At 67.8% G+C, this 17,935-nt stretch carries 19 protein-coding genes; 6 read left to right on the top strand and 13 right to left on the bottom strand.

Annotated elements, in window-relative coordinates; genetic code table 11:
* Positions 1-7: 7 nt before the first annotated feature.
* Positions 8-418 carry an arsenate reductase ArsC gene (locus tag ACIOU8_RS10430; RefSeq protein WP_400788913.1) on the top strand — a complete coding sequence of 137 codons (411 nt, stop codon included), beginning with the start codon at positions 8-10 and terminating at the stop codon, positions 416-418.
* 95 nt (positions 419-513) lie between these two features.
* Here the strand turns inward: ACIOU8_RS10430 and ACIOU8_RS10425 are convergent, their stop codons facing one another.
* The 3 genes from ACIOU8_RS10425 to ACIOU8_RS10415 form a co-directional block, all read right to left on the bottom strand.
* On the bottom strand, positions 514-942 hold the full coding sequence (locus tag ACIOU8_RS10425; RefSeq protein ID WP_400788911.1) for a DUF6855 family protein: 429 nt from the start codon (positions 940-942) through the stop codon (positions 514-516).
* 18 nt (positions 943-960) lie between these two features.
* Entirely contained in the window at positions 961-1,275 is a 315-nt protein-coding gene (locus ACIOU8_RS10420; protein ID WP_400788909.1) for a hypothetical protein, read from the bottom strand.
* A 73-nt stretch (positions 1,276-1,348) separates the two neighbouring features.
* Positions 1,349-1,801 carry a hypothetical protein gene (locus ACIOU8_RS10415; RefSeq protein ID WP_400788907.1) on the bottom strand — a complete coding sequence of 151 codons (453 nt, stop codon included), beginning with the start codon at positions 1,799-1,801 and terminating at the stop codon, positions 1,349-1,351.
* A 108-nt stretch (positions 1,802-1,909) separates the two neighbouring features.
* Between ACIOU8_RS10415 and ACIOU8_RS10410 the strand changes: the two genes are divergently transcribed.
* Together ACIOU8_RS10410 and ACIOU8_RS10405 are read left to right on the top strand one after the other, a co-directional pair.
* On the top strand, positions 1,910-3,265 hold the full coding sequence (locus tag ACIOU8_RS10410) for a TrkH family potassium uptake protein (RefSeq protein WP_400788905.1): 1,356 nt from the start codon (positions 1,910-1,912) through the stop codon (positions 3,263-3,265).
* A gap of 32 nt (positions 3,266-3,297) precedes the next feature.
* Positions 3,298-3,993 (top strand): potassium channel family protein, encoded by a 696-nt coding sequence (locus ACIOU8_RS10405; RefSeq protein ID WP_400788903.1) that lies wholly within the window; start codon positions 3,298-3,300, stop codon positions 3,991-3,993.
* A 225-nt stretch (positions 3,994-4,218) separates the two neighbouring features.
* Here the strand turns inward: ACIOU8_RS10405 and ACIOU8_RS10400 are convergent, their stop codons facing one another.
* The 3 genes from ACIOU8_RS10400 to fdxA are packed head-to-tail and all read right to left on the bottom strand — an operon-like array spanning position 4,219 to position 5,729.
* Complete coding sequence (locus ACIOU8_RS10400; RefSeq protein WP_400788901.1) at positions 4,219-4,848, bottom strand: superoxide dismutase; 630 nt, start codon at positions 4,846-4,848, stop codon at positions 4,219-4,221.
* A 21-nt stretch (positions 4,849-4,869) separates the two neighbouring features.
* On the bottom strand, positions 4,870-5,406 hold the full coding sequence (locus ACIOU8_RS10395) for a flavin reductase family protein (protein ID WP_400788898.1): 537 nt from the start codon (positions 5,404-5,406) through the stop codon (positions 4,870-4,872).
* Complete coding sequence (fdxA, locus tag ACIOU8_RS10390; RefSeq protein WP_400788896.1) at positions 5,403-5,729, bottom strand: ferredoxin; 327 nt, start codon at positions 5,727-5,729, stop codon at positions 5,403-5,405. The genes ACIOU8_RS10395 and fdxA overlap by 4 nt, the downstream gene beginning before the upstream one ends.
* Before the next feature lie 79 nt (positions 5,730-5,808).
* Between fdxA and soxR the strand changes: the two genes are divergently transcribed.
* Entirely contained in the window at positions 5,809-6,288 is a 480-nt protein-coding gene (soxR, locus tag ACIOU8_RS10385; protein ID WP_400788894.1) for a redox-sensitive transcriptional activator SoxR, read from the top strand.
* 256 nt (positions 6,289-6,544) lie between these two features.
* Here the strand turns inward: soxR and ACIOU8_RS10380 are convergent, their stop codons facing one another.
* The 6 genes from ACIOU8_RS10380 to ACIOU8_RS10355 form a co-directional block, all read right to left on the bottom strand.
* A complete protein-coding gene (locus tag ACIOU8_RS10380; RefSeq protein ID WP_400788892.1) occupies positions 6,545-8,791 on the bottom strand; it encodes a glycoside hydrolase family 3 N-terminal domain-containing protein in 2,247 nt (748 codons plus the stop codon).
* Positions 8,791-9,912, bottom strand: a complete 1,122-nt coding sequence (locus ACIOU8_RS10375; protein WP_400788889.1) for an ABC transporter permease — start codon at positions 9,910-9,912, stop codon at positions 8,791-8,793. Before ACIOU8_RS10375 ends, ACIOU8_RS10380 begins: the two co-directional genes overlap by 1 nt.
* Position 9,913: 1 nt before the next feature.
* On the bottom strand, positions 9,914-11,002 hold the full coding sequence (locus ACIOU8_RS10370; protein ID WP_400788887.1) for an ABC transporter permease: 1,089 nt from the start codon (positions 11,000-11,002) through the stop codon (positions 9,914-9,916).
* Entirely contained in the window at positions 10,999-11,805 is an 807-nt protein-coding gene (locus tag ACIOU8_RS10365) for an ABC transporter ATP-binding protein (RefSeq protein WP_400788885.1), read from the bottom strand. The genes ACIOU8_RS10370 and ACIOU8_RS10365 overlap by 4 nt, the downstream gene beginning before the upstream one ends.
* Positions 11,802-12,626 (bottom strand): ABC transporter ATP-binding protein, encoded by an 825-nt coding sequence (locus ACIOU8_RS10360; protein ID WP_140035920.1) that lies wholly within the window; start codon positions 12,624-12,626, stop codon positions 11,802-11,804. The genes ACIOU8_RS10365 and ACIOU8_RS10360 overlap by 4 nt, the downstream gene beginning before the upstream one ends.
* A gap of 143 nt (positions 12,627-12,769) precedes the next feature.
* A complete protein-coding gene (locus ACIOU8_RS10355; protein WP_400788882.1) occupies positions 12,770-14,437 on the bottom strand; it encodes an ABC transporter substrate-binding protein in 1,668 nt (555 codons plus the stop codon).
* 166 nt (positions 14,438-14,603) lie between these two features.
* Between ACIOU8_RS10355 and ACIOU8_RS10350 the strand changes: the two genes are divergently transcribed.
* Complete coding sequence (locus tag ACIOU8_RS10350; protein ID WP_400788880.1) at positions 14,604-15,251, top strand: TetR/AcrR family transcriptional regulator; 648 nt, start codon at positions 14,604-14,606, stop codon at positions 15,249-15,251.
* A 23-nt stretch (positions 15,252-15,274) separates the two neighbouring features.
* A complete protein-coding gene (locus ACIOU8_RS10345; protein WP_400788878.1) occupies positions 15,275-16,489 on the top strand; it encodes an amidohydrolase in 1,215 nt (404 codons plus the stop codon).
* Positions 16,490-16,615: 126 nt separating this feature from the next.
* Here the strand turns inward: ACIOU8_RS10345 and moaA are convergent, their stop codons facing one another.
* Complete coding sequence (moaA, locus tag ACIOU8_RS10340) at positions 16,616-17,701, bottom strand: GTP 3',8-cyclase MoaA (protein WP_400788876.1); 1,086 nt, start codon at positions 17,699-17,701, stop codon at positions 16,616-16,618.
* Between the last annotated feature and the right edge of the window lie 234 nt (positions 17,702-17,935).

The following is a 17,935-nucleotide window of genomic DNA, read 5'->3' as shown; positions in this document are numbered from 1 at the left end:
AGACACCATGACCGACAGCCTCACCAAGCCCTCCGTCCTCTTCGTGTGCGTGCACAACGCAGGTCGCTCGCAGATGGCCGCCGGCTTCCTGCGCGAGTTCGCCGGAGACCGCATCGAGGTCCGCTCGGCCGGTTCCATGCCCGCCGACCAGATCAACCCGATCGCGGTCGAGGCGATGGGCGAGCTCGGCATCGACATCACCGCCGAGCAGCCCAAGGTGCTCACGACCGAGGCCGTGCAGGCATCCGACGTCGTGATCACGATGGGATGCGGCGACGCGTGCCCGTTCTTCCCCGGAAAGCGCTACGAGGACTGGAAGCTCGATGACCCGGCCGGCCAGGGCATCGACTCCGTGCGACCGATCCGCGACGACATCCGTCAGCGCATCGAGGCCCTCGCGGGCGAGCTGCTGACCTGATCGCAACCTCTCGGGAGGAGAACTGCGCCTCGGGAGGACGGATGCCGCGGCATTCTCCTCCTGAAGGGCGATCTCCTCCCGAGAGGCCGAGCCCCTCAGCCGGCCGGGATCGCTCGGACCCGATTGTTCCGTGGGTTGTGCTCCAGCTCGACGAGGCCGAGAGCCTCGAGGAGCGGCGGCAGATACATCCCGAAGCGTCCGCGGTAGCCCTTGCGTTGGCCATACCACCCGCCGACAGGGTTGTCCTCGGACCTCCCCCACGCCTCCACCGTGCCGGGTACAGGTTCTTTCTTCTCATCGGCCGCGCCGAGGGAGACCCAGTCCCCCCGCCTCAGCAATTCGGCGTGCAGATCGTCGATCGCGCGCGCGAGATAAGTGAGCCTCGTCGATCCGACCTGGCAGACGAGCAGGGCCGGATCACTCTCGTCATCGCGGTGGATGGTGTACTCGGACGAGAGCGGCGCCGTCTTCAACGACCAAGGGTCATCTGCAGTGCCTCGTCCGGACCAGTGCTCTTCAGCCATCTTCGGTCTCTTCTCGTCTCACATGCCCGGGATCTCGAGCATCTCCAGGATCTCGATCGTCCCACCCCACCCGCGGTGCGGGTGATCGGCGAGCACGCCCTGCAGCGCCTCCGCATCACGCGCCTGCATGATCGAGTACCCGCCGATGAACGACCCGGGCTCACCGCCGTCGACCGTCTGCGTGGGCGAACCGAGCTCGATGAGTGCATCGCCCGCGCGCTGAGCCCAGTCCATCCAGGCCTTCATCGACTCCGCCCCGGAATCAGGGTCGGCCGTCGCCATCTGGTCGGCGGCACTCACGGTCGAACGGTACAGAACCAAGAACTTGCTCATGTCGACTCCTCATCGTCGCGGAGAACGCGGACTGCGTTCTGCCTCTACGGGTCAAGACACGCATCGCGGAGAATCATGACGGACGCCCCTGCGTCCCGCTCGCCTGCGCGCCCGCGTCCAGCTCATGCGATCGCACGAGCAGTGATCGGAACTCCCCCGCGTCCAGATCCGACACAGACCCGAACGTGACGGCCGCCGCGCCCACTTTGACGCGGCCGAGTCTGGAAGCGCGTGTCTGCACGAGGTAGGCGCCGTCTTCAGCCGCATTCACGTAGACCGACAGATGTCTCTTCTGCTCGGCTAGTCCCACGAGGAACCACTCCACCCCGGGACCGCGGGGGCGAGGCTGTCGGATCGCGCCGTAACCGATGATCGCCTGATCCGTGCCGCCCCACATCCTGCCCCGCCACAGCACGCGGTCGACTGCCGGCAGCGCTTCGCGGATCATCGCGTCCAGAGCCGAGAGTTCATCAGCCCTGCTCGACGCGCGGATGAAAGCGTCGATGTCGTCGTCCACCTTCTCCATGCCGCGATCCTAGACCGCCGCTCCGACATCCGACATGGCTGTGCGACGCGCCTGACACGGCCGGGGCGTTTCTCCCGCGCACGCCCCGGATACCGGTAGTGTCCATCCGTGACCCTGCTCCGTCGCGCCGCCGCTCGGCGTCGTAGTCTCGCCCCCGCCCAGGTGATCGCCTCCGGGTTCGGAGCGGTCATCATCATCGGCACGGTGCTGCTCATGCTGCCGATCTCGTCGAGCGACGGGACCTGGACGCCGCCGGTCGATGCCCTGTTCACCGCGACCTCAGCCGTCTGCGTGACCGGACTCGTCGTCGTCGACACCGCGATCTACTGGAGTCCCTTCGGCAAGGTCGTCATCCTGACCCTGATCCAACTCGGCGGCCTGGGCATCATGCTGTTCGCCGCGCTCGTCGGCCTCGTGCTCGCGCGGCGGCTGTCCGTCCGATCTCGAGTCCTCGCAAGCACCGAGACGAAGACCCCCGGCGCGGGAAGCATGAAGCGCATCGCGACCGGCATCCTCGTCACCACCCTCGTGATCGAGGTGGTCGTCGCGATCGTGCTGTTCGTGCGGTTCCTCACCGGCTACGGCTACGACCCCGCACGCGCCGCGTGGCATGCGGTGTTCCACGCCGTCTCCGCGTTCAACAACGCGGGCTTCGCCCTCTACACAGACAGCCTGATGGGCTTCGTCGGCGACCCCTGGGTGTGCCTGCCGATCTGCGCGGCGATCATCCTCGGCGGCCTCGGCTTTCCGGTGCTGCGGCAACTGCGACGGGAGTTCCGCCGCCCGCTGCACTGGACCATGAACACTCGCATCGTGCTCTCTGCGACTCTCGCCCTGCTCGCGATCGGCACCACATACGTACTGCTGTTCGAGTGGGACAACCCGGGAACGCTCGGCGCGCTCTCACCCGGCGACCGGATCCTCGCCGGGTTCTTCCACTCGGTGCAGTCGCGCACAGCCGGCTTCAACTCCGTCGACGTCGGGCAGATGCACGACGAGACCTGGCTCGGGACCGACGTGCTGATGTTCATCGGCGGAGGTCCTGCCGGTACGGCGGGCGGCATCAAGGTCACGACTTTCGCGGTGCTCTTCTTCATCATGTGGACGGAGCTCCGCGGCGGTGCGGCGGTGAACATCTTCGGCAAGAGGCTGTCGCGCGCCGTGCACCGTGAGGCGATCACCGTCGTGATCGTGGCACTCGGCGCGGTCATGGCCGGGGTCATCGCGATCCTGGCGATGACCGATTTCGATCTCGACCGCGTGCTGTTCGAGGTGGTGTCGGCCTTCGGCACGGTCGGCCTGTCGACCGGCATCACGGCGGATCTGCCACCGACCGCGCACCTGATCCTCGTCGCACTCATGTTCCTCGGCAGACTCGGACCCCTGACGCTCGGTTCTGCTCTCGCCCTACGCGAGCGCCCCACCGCCTACGATCTCCCTAAAGAGCGCCCCGCGATCGGTTGATCGCCACACTCACCCCGCACGAAAGGACCCTCGTGTCCAGGTTTCTCTCCTTCAGACAGGATGCTCGGCGAATCGCCGAGGCCGACTCAGTGGCCGTCATCGGGCTGGGCAGATTCGGCACCTCGCTCGCTCTCGAGCTCATGGCATCCGGCACCGAAGTGCTCGGTATCGACGCCGATGAGGATCTGGTGCAGGCGCTCAACGGCCAGCTCACACAGGTGGTTCGCGCGGATTCGACGCGCATCGACGTGCTCGAGCAGCTGGCGATCGGCGAGTTCGATCGGGTCGTCGTCGCGATCGGCAGCGACGTCACGGCATCGATCCTCACCGCCTCGCTGCTGCTGACCATGAAGGTGCCCGTGATCTGGGCCAAGGCCGTCGATGAACGACACGGCGCCGTGCTCGAACAGCTCGGTGTGCACCGCGTCATCTATCCCGAGAAGGACATGGGGCGTCGCGTCGCACACCTCGTGCGCGGTGCGGCAGCCGACTACCTCGAGATCGATCGAGGCTACGCCGTGGTGAAGACGGTCGCGCCCGCGCACCTGCAGGGCATCACCCTGACAGACGGCGCGGTGCGCTCGACCCACGGCGTCACGGTCGCGGCGTACCGCACGCCGCACGGCGAGTGGCACAATGCCGAGGCGAACACGGTGCTGGGCGACGGCGACGTCGTGCTGGTGGTGGGACCCACGCGCGAGGTCGAGAGGTTCGCCCAGCTGCGCTGAACCGCGCGCTGCTCACCTGAGCCTCGGGACCCGCTGCGCTCGGGGGAGAACTGCGCCTCGGGAGGAGAACTGCGCCTCGGGAGGAGCACTGCGCCTCGGGAGGAGCACTGCGCCCCGGGAGGAGCACTGCGCCCCGGGAGGACGGATGCCGCGGCATCCTCCTCCCGAGTGGTGATCTCCTCCCGAGGGACCGGACGAAGACAGGTCGCGCAGAGGCGATGCGACTCAGCGGGCGACGATGAGCCCGGCGGTCTTCTGCTGCACGGCCTGGAATCGGCGCTGCACGTCCGACCAGTTGACGAGCTCCCAGAAGGCCTTGACGTAGTCGGCGCGCACGTTGAGGTAGTCGAGGTAGTAGGCGTGCTCCCAGACGTCGAGCTGCAGCAGCGGCGTGACGCCGAGCGGCGCGTTGCCCTGCTGGTCGAACAGCTGGAAGATGACGGGGCGAGCGCCGACGCTGTCCCACGCGAGCACGGCCCAGCCCGAGCCCTGCACGCCGAGCGCGGTCGCCGTGAAGTGAGCGCGGAAGGCGTCGATCGAGCCGAACGCGTCGGTCAGCGCCGCCTCGAGCTCACCCTCGGGGTTTCCGCCACCATCGGGCGAGAGGTTCTCCCAGAACACCGAGTGGTTGATGTGGCCGCCGAGGTTGAACGCGAGGTCCTTCTCGAGCTTGTTCACGGCCGCGAAGTCGTTCGAGTCGCGGGCTGCAGCGAGCTGCTCGAGCGCGGTGTTGGCGCCGGTGACGTAGGCCTGGTGGTGCTTCGAGTGGTGCAGCTCCATGATCTTGCCCGAGATGTGCGGGGCGAGAGCCGAGTAGTCGTACGGCAGCTCGGGGAGGGTGTACGCAGAGGTCATGCTGTTCCTTTCGGTGGGGTGTCAGTGCTGGTCGTTCGAGTTCTGGTCGTTCGGCAGCGAGTGGAATCGGCGATCGAGATACACGAGCGGGCGGCCCGGCCGGCCCAGCAGGACCTCGTCGACCTCGGCGATCACGACGGTCGAGGAGCCGACGGCGACGGTCGTCATCGGGTGGCAGCGCATCGCCACGCGGGCTTCGCGCAGATACGGCTCGCCCGTGGGCAATGAGCTCCACCCCTGCTCGGGGGTGAACCGGTCAGCGCCGCTCACGGCGAAGCTCTGCGCCAGTGCCGAGTGCTCGTCGTCGATCAGGTGCACGACGAAGGTGTCGGCCGAGAGGATCGACCCTGCGCTGCCGGTCGCCCTCGTGACCGAGAAGACGATCGCGGCGGGGTCGACCGCGACGGACGCGACGCTGGATGCCGTGAGGCCGACCGGGCCCGCGGGGGTCGACGCCGTGATGATCGCGACTCCCGCAGGATGCGCACGGAACGCGGCCTTGAGTCCTTCGCCGACCTCGGAGGGGACCGGCGCTGCGGGATGCTGCTGACTGCTCATTCGGGTGTCTCCTGGGGCGGAAGGGCTGCGATGATCGTGTGGTCCCGCTCGATGATGCCGAGCTTCGCGGCACCACCGGGAGAACCCATCTCGTCGAAGAACTCGACGTTCGCCTTGTAGTAGTCCTGCCATTCTTCCGGCAGATCGTCTTCGTAGTAGATCGCCTCGACGGGGCACACGGGTTCGCATGCACCACAGTCGACGCATTCGTCGGGGTGGATGTACAGCGACCGTTCGCCCTCATAGATGCAGTCAACAGGGCACTCGTCGATGCACGCACGGTCCTTGACATCGACGCAGGGAAGGGCGATCACGTAGGTCATGGGGTGGCGGTCTCCGTTCGGGTCACGGTTGCTACCGTATGACCTCAAGTACACTTGAGGTCAAATCGAGGAGGTCGCGTTGAGCGCAGACACCGACACGGACCGCGGCGTCCACGGCCCTGACGAACCGCTGACCATCGGCGAGATGAGCAGACGAACCGGGGTCGCCCCCTCGGCCCTGCACTTCTACGAGAGCCTCGGCCTGATCGCGTCGACCCGCACGGCCGGCAACCAGCGCCGTTACGCCCGGCACATGCTGCGCCGGGTATCGCTCATCACGGTGGCGAAGCGCCTCGGCATCCCGCTCGCCGACGTGCAGCACGCGTTCGCCGACGTGCCGCTGACGCAGACGCCGAGCCACGCGGACTGGCAGCGCGCATCGCGACGCTGGAAGCGCGAGCTCGAGAAGCGCCGCGAGGGCATCGAGCGCCTCGAACGCGAACTCACCGGATGCATCGGCTGCGGCTGCCTGTCGATGAAGGCATGCGGCCTGCTCAACCCGGATGACACGCTCAGCAGCCAGGGCGCGGGCCCGCAGCGCCTGCGCGACGAGGATTGACGCGAGCGCGCGAGACCCACATCACCGCACGAGACCCATATCGCCGCACGAGACCCACGTCACCGGCGAGACCCACATCGCCGCACGACACCCACATCGCCGCACGAGACCCACGTCACCGGCGAGACCCACATCACCGCACGAGACCCACATCACCGCACGACACCCACGTGCAGAACGCGGGTCTCGCACGAGCATCACGGTTTCGAGGTTCGCGGTGCGCGGAGCGCGGTGCGCGGAGCGCGGTGCGCGAAGCTCAGACGACGGTGAACGCGGCGCTCAGCAGCACCTCGTCGCGCGAGCTCGGACCGACGAGCAGCTCGAACGCGCCGGGCTCCACGAGGCGGTTGCCCGCGGCATCCACGATCGAGCACTCAGAGACCGCTAGCTCGAGGCGCACGCGGGCCGACTCCCCCGGCGCCAGATCGACCTGACGGAACGCCTTCAGCTCCCGGTCGGCCCAGCTCACGCTGGTCACAGCGTCGCGCACATAGACCTGCACGGTCTCGCGCACCGGACGCGCACCGGTGTTCTCGACCGTCACCTCGGCGACGATCATCTCGTCGCGACCCAGCGTCGTCGATGCGAGCGACAGCTCGCCGTACGACACTGTCGAGTACGACAGCCCCTCACCGAACGCCCAAGCCGGAGACTGCGTGAGGTCGGCGTAACGATCACCGTGCTGCCCGCGGATCTGGTTGTAGTACGTCGGCTGCTGACCGACGTGGCGCGCGAACGAGATCGGCAGGCGACCCGACGGCTCGATCGCACCCGAGATGATCTCGGCGAGCGCACGGCCACCCTGCATACCCGGGTTCGCCGCCCAGATGACGGCCGCAGCCTTCGACACGGATGCCGGCAGCACGAGCGGCTTCGAGGCGAGAAGCACCACCACCACGGGCGTGCCCGTCGCGATCAGCGCGTCGAGCAGGGCGTTCTGCCCGCCGATCAGCTCGAGCGTCGCGGTCGAGCGCCCTTCACCGACGAGCTCGATGCGGTCGCCCACGACGGCCACCACGACATCGGATGCCGCGGCCGCAGCAACGGCTTCGGAGATGAGCACGTCGTCAGCCGGCGCCGGCACCACGACCGCGGGCCGGGGCTGCCCGTCAGGGAACTTCGCGCCCCGAGGGTCGTCCTCGAGCGTGAGGATGTCGGCCCCGCGCGCATGCGTCACCGCCCACCCGTCGACGCCCGCGAGGCCGTCGAGCACGGTGGTGATCATCTCGCGCGGCTGTCCGTCGAGCCATCCGGCCTGGCCCGAACCGCCGGCCCAGTCGCCGAGCTGCGTCTGCGCGTCGTCTGCCAGGGGCCCCACCACGGCGACCTTCAGCGGCGCCGCGGCGTCGAGCGGCAGAGTCCCGTCGTTCTCGAGCAGCACGATCGAGCGACGCGCGGTCTCGAGGTTGAGCTCGGCGTGCGCAGTGCTGCCGACCACGGCATCCAGGTCGTCCTGCGGCAGCCGCGGGTCTTCGAACAGCCCGAGCTCGAACTTCAGGGTGAGGATGCGGGCGACCGCGTCGTCGAAGGCGTCCTCCGCGAGAAGCCCGTTCGACACCGCCTCGAGCGCCCCCTCGAAGAAGCCCGGAGTGTTCATGACCATGTCGTTGCCGGCGCTCACAGCGGCGGCCGAGGCGTGCGCGTAGTCGGGCTGCACATGCTGCTCCCACACCATGCGGCCGACGTTGTCCCAGTCGGTGATGAGCGTGCCGGTGTAGCCCCACTCGCCGCGCAGCACGTCGCTGAGCAGCCAGTCGTTGACCGTGATCGGCACGCCGTCCGTCGTCTGGTAGCCGAGCATGAACGTGCGGCATCCCTCGCGGGCCACCCGCTCGAACGGCGGCAGGAACCACGACCGCAGCTTGCGCCGAGAGATGTCGGCCTCGCTCGCATCGCGGCCGCCCTGTGTCTCGGAGTAGCCGGCGAAGTGCTTCGCCGTCGCGAGAATGGCGGTCGGGTCGTCGAGGCCGTCGCCCTGGTAGCCGCGCACCATGGCCGAGGCGAGCTCGCCGATCAGGAACGGGTCTTCGCCGAACGTCTCGTCGATGCGGCCCCAGCGCAGGTCGCGTGCGATGCACAGCACGGGCGAGAACGTCCAGTGGATGCCGGTCGCCGCGACCTCGACCGCTGTCGCCCTCGCGACCTTCTCGACCAGCTCGGCATCCCACGTCGCAGCCATGCCGAGTTGGGTCGGATAGATCGTCGCCCCGGGCCAGAACGAGTGACCGTGGATGCAGTCCTCGGCGACGAGCAGCGGGATGCGCAGCCGCGTCTGCGAGGTCAGCTCGTTCGCCCGCAGGATGCGCTCGGGCGAGGTGTGCAGGATCGAGCCGACGTGCTTGCCGAGCACATGGTCGTCGAGGTCGTCGCGGGCGTCGAGCTGCAGCATCTGTCCGACCTTCTCCTCGACCGTCATGCGGTCGAGGAGGTCGGCGACGCGCGCCGCGATCGGCAGTTCGGGGTCGAGGTACGGCAGGGATGCGGTCAGGGTCTGAGAGGTCATCACTTCGTGTTCTGTGTCTTCGTGTCGTGTGTCTGGTTCGTCGTATCGTTCGCGGCGCTCTGCACGGTACCCGAGTCGGTCGTCTGGATGCTGCGCACCGCCGTCACCGGGTCGTTCACATTGAGCCCCTTCTTCTTCATCGCGCGGGCGCGCTCACCGGCCGACCGCAGCCTCGGGTTGACGTACTCGTCGATGCCGAAGTTGATGAGCGACAGGGCGACGCCGATGATCGCGATGCAGAGTCCTGCGGGCACGTACCACCACCACAGCCGCGGGAAGGCGCCGTTCTGCTGCGCCCAGAACAGGATCGTGCCCCAGTTGAGGTTGCTCACCGGGATCACGCCGATGAAGGCGAGGGTCGTGAGACCGAGGATCGCCGCGGTCACGGTGCCGACGAAGCTCGACGCGATCAGCGCCATGAGGTTCGGCAGCATCTCGACCGTGATGATGCGGTGCAGCGGCTCGCCGTTGGCGCGGGCGGCCTGGATGAAGTCGCGGTTGCGCAGCGACATGGTCTGCGCGCGCAGCACGCGCGCACCCCACGCCCAGCCCGTCAGCCCCAGCACCGCGGCGATCACGATCAGCGGCGGGTTCTCGAACTGCGAGGCCACGATGATGATCAGCGGGATGCCGGGGATCACCAGGAACACGTTGGTGAGCGCCGAGAGCGACTCGCTCTTCCAGCCGCGCACGTATCCGGCGATGACGCCGATCGTGATGGCGATGATCGTGGCGATGATGGCCGAGAGGAAGCCGACCACGACGACGCCTCGGGTGCCGAAGATGAGCTGGCTGAGCACGTCTTCGCCCATGTGCGTGGTGCCGAGCCAGTGGTCGAGCGACGGCGGCTGCCGCAGCGCCGTGCGGTCGTTCTGCGTGGGGCCGTAGGGTGCGAGCAGCGGTGCGAAGATCGCGATCAGCACGAAGACCCCGAGAATGATCAGGCCGGTGATCGACTTGGGGTTGCGGAACATCGCGAACGACTGCGCGAGCTGCGACCAGAAGGTCTTGCGGGTCGGCTGGTGACCGCTCGCAGTGCGGAACGTCGCGGTCTCCGGCATCCCGGTGGGGATCGTGCTGCCGTCGGGGGCCGTGGTGTCGGTCGAGGTGGGAACGCTCATGTCAGGCCTCCGTCTGGCGCGTGCGCGGGTCGAGGTATGCGTAGACGATGTCGGCGATGATGTTGGCGACGAGCACCGACAGCGTGATCACCAGGAACACGCCCTGCATGAGGGCGAAGTCCTTCGCATTGGTGGCGTCGAGCAGCAGCTTGCCGACGCCCGGGTAGCTGAAGACCATCTCCATGACGATCGTGCCGCCGACGATGAACCCGATCGAGAGCGCGAAGCTCTGGATCTGCGGCAGCACGGCGTTGCGGGCGGCGTATGCCCACAGCACCCGCCTGTTCGGCATCCCCTTCGCCTGCGCGACCGTGATGTAGTCCTCGTCGAGCACCGTGAGCATCATGTTGCGCATGCCCAGCATCCATCCGCCGAGCGACGCGATGATGATCGTGACCGCCGGCAGCGTGCCGTGCATGATCACCTGGCCGATGAAGTCGAGGCTCCACTCGGGCGACTGGCCCTTGTCGTAGGCGTGCGATGACGGGAACCACTTCAGCGTCGACGAGAAGATCGCGATCGCGATGAGTCCGAGCCAGAAGTACGGGATGGTGTTGAAGAACGTCGTGATCGGGATGAGCGCGTCGAGCCTGCTGCCGCGCTTCCAGCCGACGATCGCGCCGCCCACCGTGCCGAGCGCGAACGAGATGATCGTCGCGATGCCGACCAGGCCGAGCGTCCACGGCAGAGCGGATGCCAGCACCTCGGTCACGGGTCGCAGACCGTGCAGCGTCGAGATGCCCAGATCGCCGCGGAACAGCATCGCCCAGTAGTCGAGGTACTGCTGCCACATCGACTTGTCGGTGTCGATGCCGAGCAGGACGCGCAGCGAGTCCGCAGCCTCGGGGCTGACGTTGCGGTTGCGCGCGAGATACGAGCTGACCGCGTCGCCCTTCATGAACCGGGGCAGGAAGAAGTTGATCGTGATGGCCGCCCACAGGGTGAACAGGTAGAACCCGGCGCGTCCGGCGAAGAACCGCCAGGGCACGAGCTTCCTCCCCTTCTGCGCGGCGGTCGCGGTGGTGCCGACCTCGAGTGCGTCACGGTCGTCGTCATCGGCGAGCGGGAGCTGGGGGGATGCGGTGGTCACAGTGCACCTCCGTGCGAGCCGGTCGTCGCGAAGTGCTTGTCGGGGTCGGGAGACGCCGCCTGCAGCTCGCGCGTGTAGGGGTCCTGCGGGTTGAGGATGACGTCGTCGGCATCGCCGTACTCGACGACGCGACCCTGGTTGAGCACCATGATCCTGTCGCTGAAGTGACGGGCAGTCGCGAGGTCGTGGGTGATGTAGAGCACGCCGAGGCCCTTTTCTCGCTGCAGATCGGCGAGCAGGTTCAGCACCCCGAGGCGGATCGACACGTCGAGCATCGACACGGGTTCGTCGGCGACGAGCAGAGACGGGCGGGATGCCAGCGCGCGGGCGATGGCGACGCGCTGCCGCTGGCCGCCGGAGAGCTCGTGCGGACGACGGTCGATCACGGCATCCGCATCGAGGCGCACGCGATCGAGCAGCCGGCGCACCTCGGCCTCGGTCTCGTTCTTGGGCACCACGTCGTCGAGCCGGATGGGGCGCTCGAGGTGGTAGCGGATCGAGTGGTACGGGTTGAGCGAGGCGAACGGATCCTGGAAGACCATGCGCAGCTGCTGCCGGTACTTCCGCAAGCCTTTGCCACGCCGGGGAATGGGCTTCCCGTCGAGCCGCACCTCGCCTGACGTGGGCGTCTCGAGCTGGGTCAGGATCTTGGCGATCGTCGACTTGCCACTGCCCGACTGGCCGACGAGACCGATGGTCTGGCCGGAGTTCAGGGTGAAGCTGACGTTGTCGAGCGCCTTGATCTGACCAGCGCCTCTGACGTTGTAGACCTTGGTGACATCGGCGAACTCGAGAGTGGTCATCGGGTCAGCACTCCTCTCGCACCGGTGAGACGGGGGAACGACGACAGCAGGGTCTTCGTGTAGTCGTTCTGCGGGTTGGTCCAGATCTGCTCGGCCGAGGCGAGCTCGACGATCTCGCCCTCGCGCATGATCGCGATGCGGTCGCTGATCTCGAGCAGCAGGGGCAGATCGTGGGTGATGAAGATGACCGAGAAGCCGAACTCGTGACGCAGCTGCGAGATCTGCTTGAGGATCTCGCGCTGCACCAGCACGTCGAGAGCCGTGGTCGGCTCGTCCATGACCATCAGCTGAGGGCGAAGAGCCAGGGCCATCGCGATCATGACGCGCTGACGCATGCCGCCGGAGAGCTCGTGCGGGAACGAGCGCGTGCGCTGACGGCCGACCTTGACGATCTCGAGCAGCTCCTCGGCCTCGGCCCTGCGCTGCTTGCGATTCATGCCGGGACGGTGGATCTCGAACACGTCCTCGAGCTGCGAGCCGATCGTCGCCACCGGATTGAGTGCGTTCATCGCCCCCTGGAACACCATCGACACCTTGTCCCAGCGGAACTTCTGCATGGCATCGACGTCGAGCGCGTTGATGTCGACATCGACACCGGATGCATCGTGGAATGTCACGCTGCCGCCCGCGATCACGGCCGGCGCCCGCAGCAGGCGCTGCACGCCGTACGCAAGGGTGGTCTTGCCGCATCCGCTCTCTCCCGCGAGACCGAGGATTTCTCCTCGCTGCAGTTCGAGCGTCACGTTCTTCACCGCCTCGACCGGTGGGTCGACGTCGTACACGACGGAGAAGTCGCGCACGGTGAGCAGGGGTTCTGACATGAGGTGTCCTTCGTCGGTCTCGATCGGGAGGTCGGGCCGGGGCACTTCGACAAGCTCAGGGACCCACCCGCTGGATGGCTGGGACCCACCCGCTGGGTGGCTGAGCCTGTCGAAGCCCGCGGCCCGACCTCTCTGTGGACTGCTTACTCGGCCGGCGTCAGCTTCGTGAGGATCTGCACGATGTTCTGCTGCGTCGGGTCGCCCGAGGCGTACGGGTCCTCCTCCGAAGGCCACCCGACGTAGTTGCGGGTGTTGTACTCGCCGAGCAGCGGGTGCGCGCCGAGCGGGATCGCCGGGACCTGCTCGACGAAGATCTGCTCGAGCGTCGTGATGGCCGTGGTGCGCTCCTCATCCGACGAGGCGTTGGCATAGGTGTTCAGCGCCTCGGTCGCCGCGGGGTCTTCGAAGCGTCCGAAGTTGAATCCGGCGATGCCCTCGGGCGAGATCCAGCGCGGGTCCATCGTCGACGTGTAGAGGCCATAGGCCGTGCCGCTGTCTTCGAGCCAGTGGATGATGGCAGAGAACGAGCCGTCGTCGCGGGGTCCTGCCCAGCCGCCCCAGTCGGGCATGTCGATCTTGACCTCGGCGCCGATCGACTCGGAGATGTCCTCCGCGATGAGCTCCTGCGCGGTGTTCCAGTCGCTCCAGCCCGAGGGCACCGAGAGCGTGAACGAGACAGGCGTGCCGTCGGGGTCGATCAGCGCGTCGCCTTCCCAGGTGTAGCCGGCGCTCTCGAGCAGGTCGCGCGCCTTCTCGGCGTCGACCGAGTACTCCTGGCCCTGGAACTCGGGCTGGATCTCGTCTTCGAGGATCGACGAGAGCCCGGTGACCGACCAGACCGGCTCGCTCGCACCCTCGCGGGCGATGTCGACATACGCGTCGCGATCGATGACCCAGGCGAGGGCCTGGCGGAACGCCACATCGTCGAACGGCTTCTGCTGCAGGTTCATGAACAGCGTCGCCGAGCCGGTGGTCGGGGCGACGAAGAACTTGTTGTGCTCGGGGTCGGCGTCGAGGAACTGCTCCTGGATCTGCGGGATGAACGCCTGCGCCCAGTCGGCCTCACCCTGAGCGAGTGCGGTGGTCAGAGCGGTGTTGTCACCGTATGAGACGTAGTGCAGCTCGGGAACAGCGAGATCGCCGGCCCAGTAGTCGTCGCGTGCCTCGAGGGTGACCGACTCGGTCGACCAGTTCGAGAGCGCGTAGGGGCCGGTGCCGACCAGGTCGTCGCCCTTGACGGGGTCGGTGGCCGGCTCGTCGAGGTTCTCCCAGATGTGCTTCGGCACGATCGGGACGTGCAGCACGCGGGCCTGGTTCACGTACTTCGACTCGCCGAAGTTCAGGGTCACAGCATCGCCGTCGACGGTCGCTCCCTCGAACTTGAGGCCCGCGGTGTCGAGCGCCGGGGTCGAGACGAGCTCGTAGGTGAAGACGATGTCGTCGGCGGTGAAGGGCTCGCCGTCGCTCCACGTCACGTCCTTGCGGGGCACGACGGTGAGGGCTGTGAAGTCGTCGTTCCACTCGATGCTCTCGGCGAGCCAGGGCGTGACCTCGCGGTCGCCGGTCTGGTTCACGAGGGCGAGGGTCTCGAAGATGACCTTGCCGTAGCCGTACTTCGACGCCGACGAGTCGCCGACGTAGGGGTTGTTCGACTCGGTGGTGATCGCTCCGTCGGGCTTGGCGATCGTCAGGGCCGCACCACCGGCTCCGCTGTCTCCGTCGTTCGATCCGCCGGCTGCGCAGCCGGCGAGGGCCGAGACGCCGAGGGCGGAGATCGCCGCGACGGCAATCATGGACTTTCTGAGCTTCATTGCTTCTCCTTGGGCACGGGTCGTTGTGCTGTGTGGCTGTCGGTGCGCGGGCATCCGACGTCATTCGCTTACTGGCGAGAAAGTAAGCTGGTGCGAGGTTACCCGCCAGTAAGTAGAGTTGGCAAGTACGATCCAGTGCAGGATTCGGTGCAGAAGAGGATGGACCATGTCGAAGGATGCTGTCGCCCACACGTCCGTCCGGCCTGCCACCCGTGAGAAGCGGGAGCAGATCCTCAAGGCCGCCGTCGAGATCTTCGGCAACAAGGGTTCGACGAACGGCACCCTCGCCGATGTGGCCGAGCAGGTGGGCATCACTCACGCCGGCGTGCTGCACCACTTCGGCTCGAAGCAGAAGCTGCTGCTCGAGGTGCTCGCCTATCGCGACCAGGCAGACGTCGCAGAGCTCGCCGAGAAGCACATCCCCGGCGGGCCGGAACTCTTCCTGCACCTCGTGCGCACTGCGATCGCGAACGAGCGCCGCCCCGGCATCGTGCAGGCCTACACCGTGCTGTCGTCGGAGTCGGTGACCGACAACCACCCCGGCCGCGACTACTTCGAAGAGCGCTACACGACCCTGCGGCGCGAGGTGACCGACGCCTTCCACCTGCTGTGCACGCAGGAGGGTGTGACAGAGCCCGACACCGTGGCCGCCGCCGCGGCCGGCATCCTCGCCGTGATGGACGGGCTGCAGTTGCAGTGGCTGCTGCACCGCGATGTCGTCGACCTGGGCGAGGCCAGCGAGTTCGCGATCCGCTCGATCGTCAACGGGGTGCTGCACCCCGGGCCCACACTGGAGTCGTACCGCCACGGCTAGACGCCGCGACTAGGCTCGGGGCCATGACGATCGACCTCGAAGCGCTCTACACAGACCTGCACCAGCACCCTGAACTGTCGTTCCAGGAGACGCGCACCGCCGGCATCGCCGCCGGTCACCTGCGGGATCTCTGCCTCGAGGTGCACGAGGGCATCGGCGTCACCGGCGTGGTCGGCATCCTGCGCAACGGCGAGGGTCCTGTCGTCTGGGCGCGCGCCGACATGGATGCGCTGCCCGTGGGCGAAGAGACCGGCCTCGCCTATGCCAGCACCGCGACCGGCATCGACCCCGCCGGCAACACCGTGCCCGTGATGCACGCCTGCGGTCACGACATGCACGTCACCGCCATGATCGGCGCGGTCGAGAAGCTCGTCGCCGAGAAGGCCGACTGGTCGGGAACAGTGGTCGTGCTGATCCAGCCCGCCGAGGAGTACGGCGCCGGATCCCGCGCCATGCTCGACGCCGGCCTCCGCGACCTCGTGCCGCACCCCGACGTCGTGCTCGGTCAGCACGTCACCCCCCTGCCCGCCGGCACGATCGGTGTGCGCCCCGGCACGCAGATGGCGGCATCCGATGGCCTCACCGTCGTGCTGCACGGACGCGGCGGTCACGGCTCGCGCCCGCACTCGACCATCGACCCCGTCGTCATGGCGGCGGCGACCGTCATGCGGCTGCAGACCATCACCTCGCGAGAGGTCGACCCGCGCGACGTCGCCGTCGTGACGGTGGGCTCGATCCATGCGGGCCTCAAGAACAACATCATTCCGGCCGAGGCGAAGCTCGAGCTCAGCCTGCGCTACCCGAACGACGAGATGCGCGACAAGGTGCTCGCGAGCGTCGAGCGCATCGTGCGCGCTGAAGCTGCGGCATCGGGGGCAGAGCGCGAGCCCGAGATCCGCACCGACCACACTCTGCCGCCGACGATCAACGATGCGGATGCCACCGCGCGCGTCACATCAGCGCTGCAGCGCGCGCTCGGTGAGAGTGCGGTCATCGACCCCGGCATGTTCACCGGCAGCGAGGACGTCTCGTGGTTCGCGCGCGACACCGGGGCACCCCTGGTGTTCTGGTTCTGGGGTGGGATCGACGCCGCGAAGTTCGCTGCATCAGCGGCTGCCGGGACGCTCGACAAGGACATCCCGACGAACCACTCGCCGTTCTTCGCGCCCGAGATCCACCCGACGATCGAGGTCGGCGTCACCGCGTTGTCGGCGGCGGCGCGAGAGTTCCTCGACTGAGGCGCGGTCGCGCGCGTCCTCGCCGTTCACAATTCAGGAAGAACACTCCGGCTCGGATCGGAATCGTGTCCCGCGAGAGCGGAACGCGTGTTCTCTCCTGAGTTGTGAACGCGAAGCGAGGGCGCCTCAGCCGCCGATCGCGTTCATGCCGCGGGCCGGCTGCAGGAATGACGGGTCGTTGATCGCGTGCCCCGGCAGCTTGCCGTGCACGCACGAGCGCAGCATGTCGGCGATCCCGCCGGCACGCCGATCGGACTCGGACGCCTCGTCGCCTCGCAGCACCCCGATCAGGTCGTACTCGGCGTTCGAGAACAGGCAGTTGCGCAGCTGCCCGTCGGCGGTCAGGCGCAGTCGGTCGCACGCGCCACAGAAGGGGGCGGTGACCGAGGCGATCACGCCGACCTCGTGCGGGCCACCGTCGATGCGCCACTTCTCGGCCGGCGCTCCGCCGCGCCCGGGAACGGGCTCGAGGCTCCATCGTGCGCCGAGCTTCTCGAGGATCTCCTCGCGCGTGACCATCGAGGCGCGGTCCCAGGTGTGCCCGGCGTCGAGCGGCATCTGCTCGATGAAGCGCAGCTGCGCACCGACCTCCATCGCGAACGCCACCAGGTCGGGAAGTTCATCGTCGTTCACGCCGCGCATCGCGACGGTGTTGAGCTTGAGCGGGCGCAGCTCGGATGCCGCGGCTGCCGCGATGCCCTCGAACACGTCGTCGATGCGATCGCGCCGGGTGAGGTCGGCGAAGCGCTGTCGATCGACCGTGTCGATGCTGATGTTCAGACGGGTGAGACCGGCCTCGATCAGGTCGGGCAGGTGCTTCGCGAGCGTGATGCCGTTCGTGGTCATCGCGACCTCGACGGGGCCGTCCTCGCCCTCGATCGCCGAAACACGTCGCACCACCTCGACGATGTCGGCACGCAGCAGCGGCTCACCGCCGGTCAGGCGGAAGGTGCGGATGCCGAGCGATGCGGCGACCTGCGCCACCTCGACGATCTCGTCGGTCGACAGGATGCTCGTGCGCGCGAGCCATTCGTTGCCCTGCTCGGGCATGCAGTAGGTGCAGCGCAGCGAGCAGCGGTCGGTCAGCGAGATGCGCAGATCGCGGTGCACACGGCCGTGGGTGTCGACGAGACCATGCGACGCGGGCGCGGCGTCAGCGGCGATCACGGGATTCGGCGAGCGCACACCGATCACGACCGGCACGGCCGTCATCGCAGTCTCCCTCTCCCCGACATGTTCCGAGACTACCCGCGCGTGCGGCACCGGGGCCCGCACAGCCCGGAGCACCGGCATATTGCCAGGTCCGGTGTCGGTGTCGACTCGGGGCGGCTCACATGGCTGGAGATCCCGCGGATGACTGCCCGCGGGGCACCATCCGATCAGCCATCCGGGATGCGGCCAGCCATTCCGGGGGCGCCGCGTGACCCACCCCGCGAATCGCGCAGA

Source organism: Microbacterium sp. NPDC087589 (genome assembly GCF_044743635.1).
Taxonomy (GTDB): Bacteria; Actinomycetota; Actinomycetes; order Actinomycetales; family Microbacteriaceae; genus Microbacterium.
This window is presented reverse-complemented; position numbering and strand designations above follow the sequence as displayed.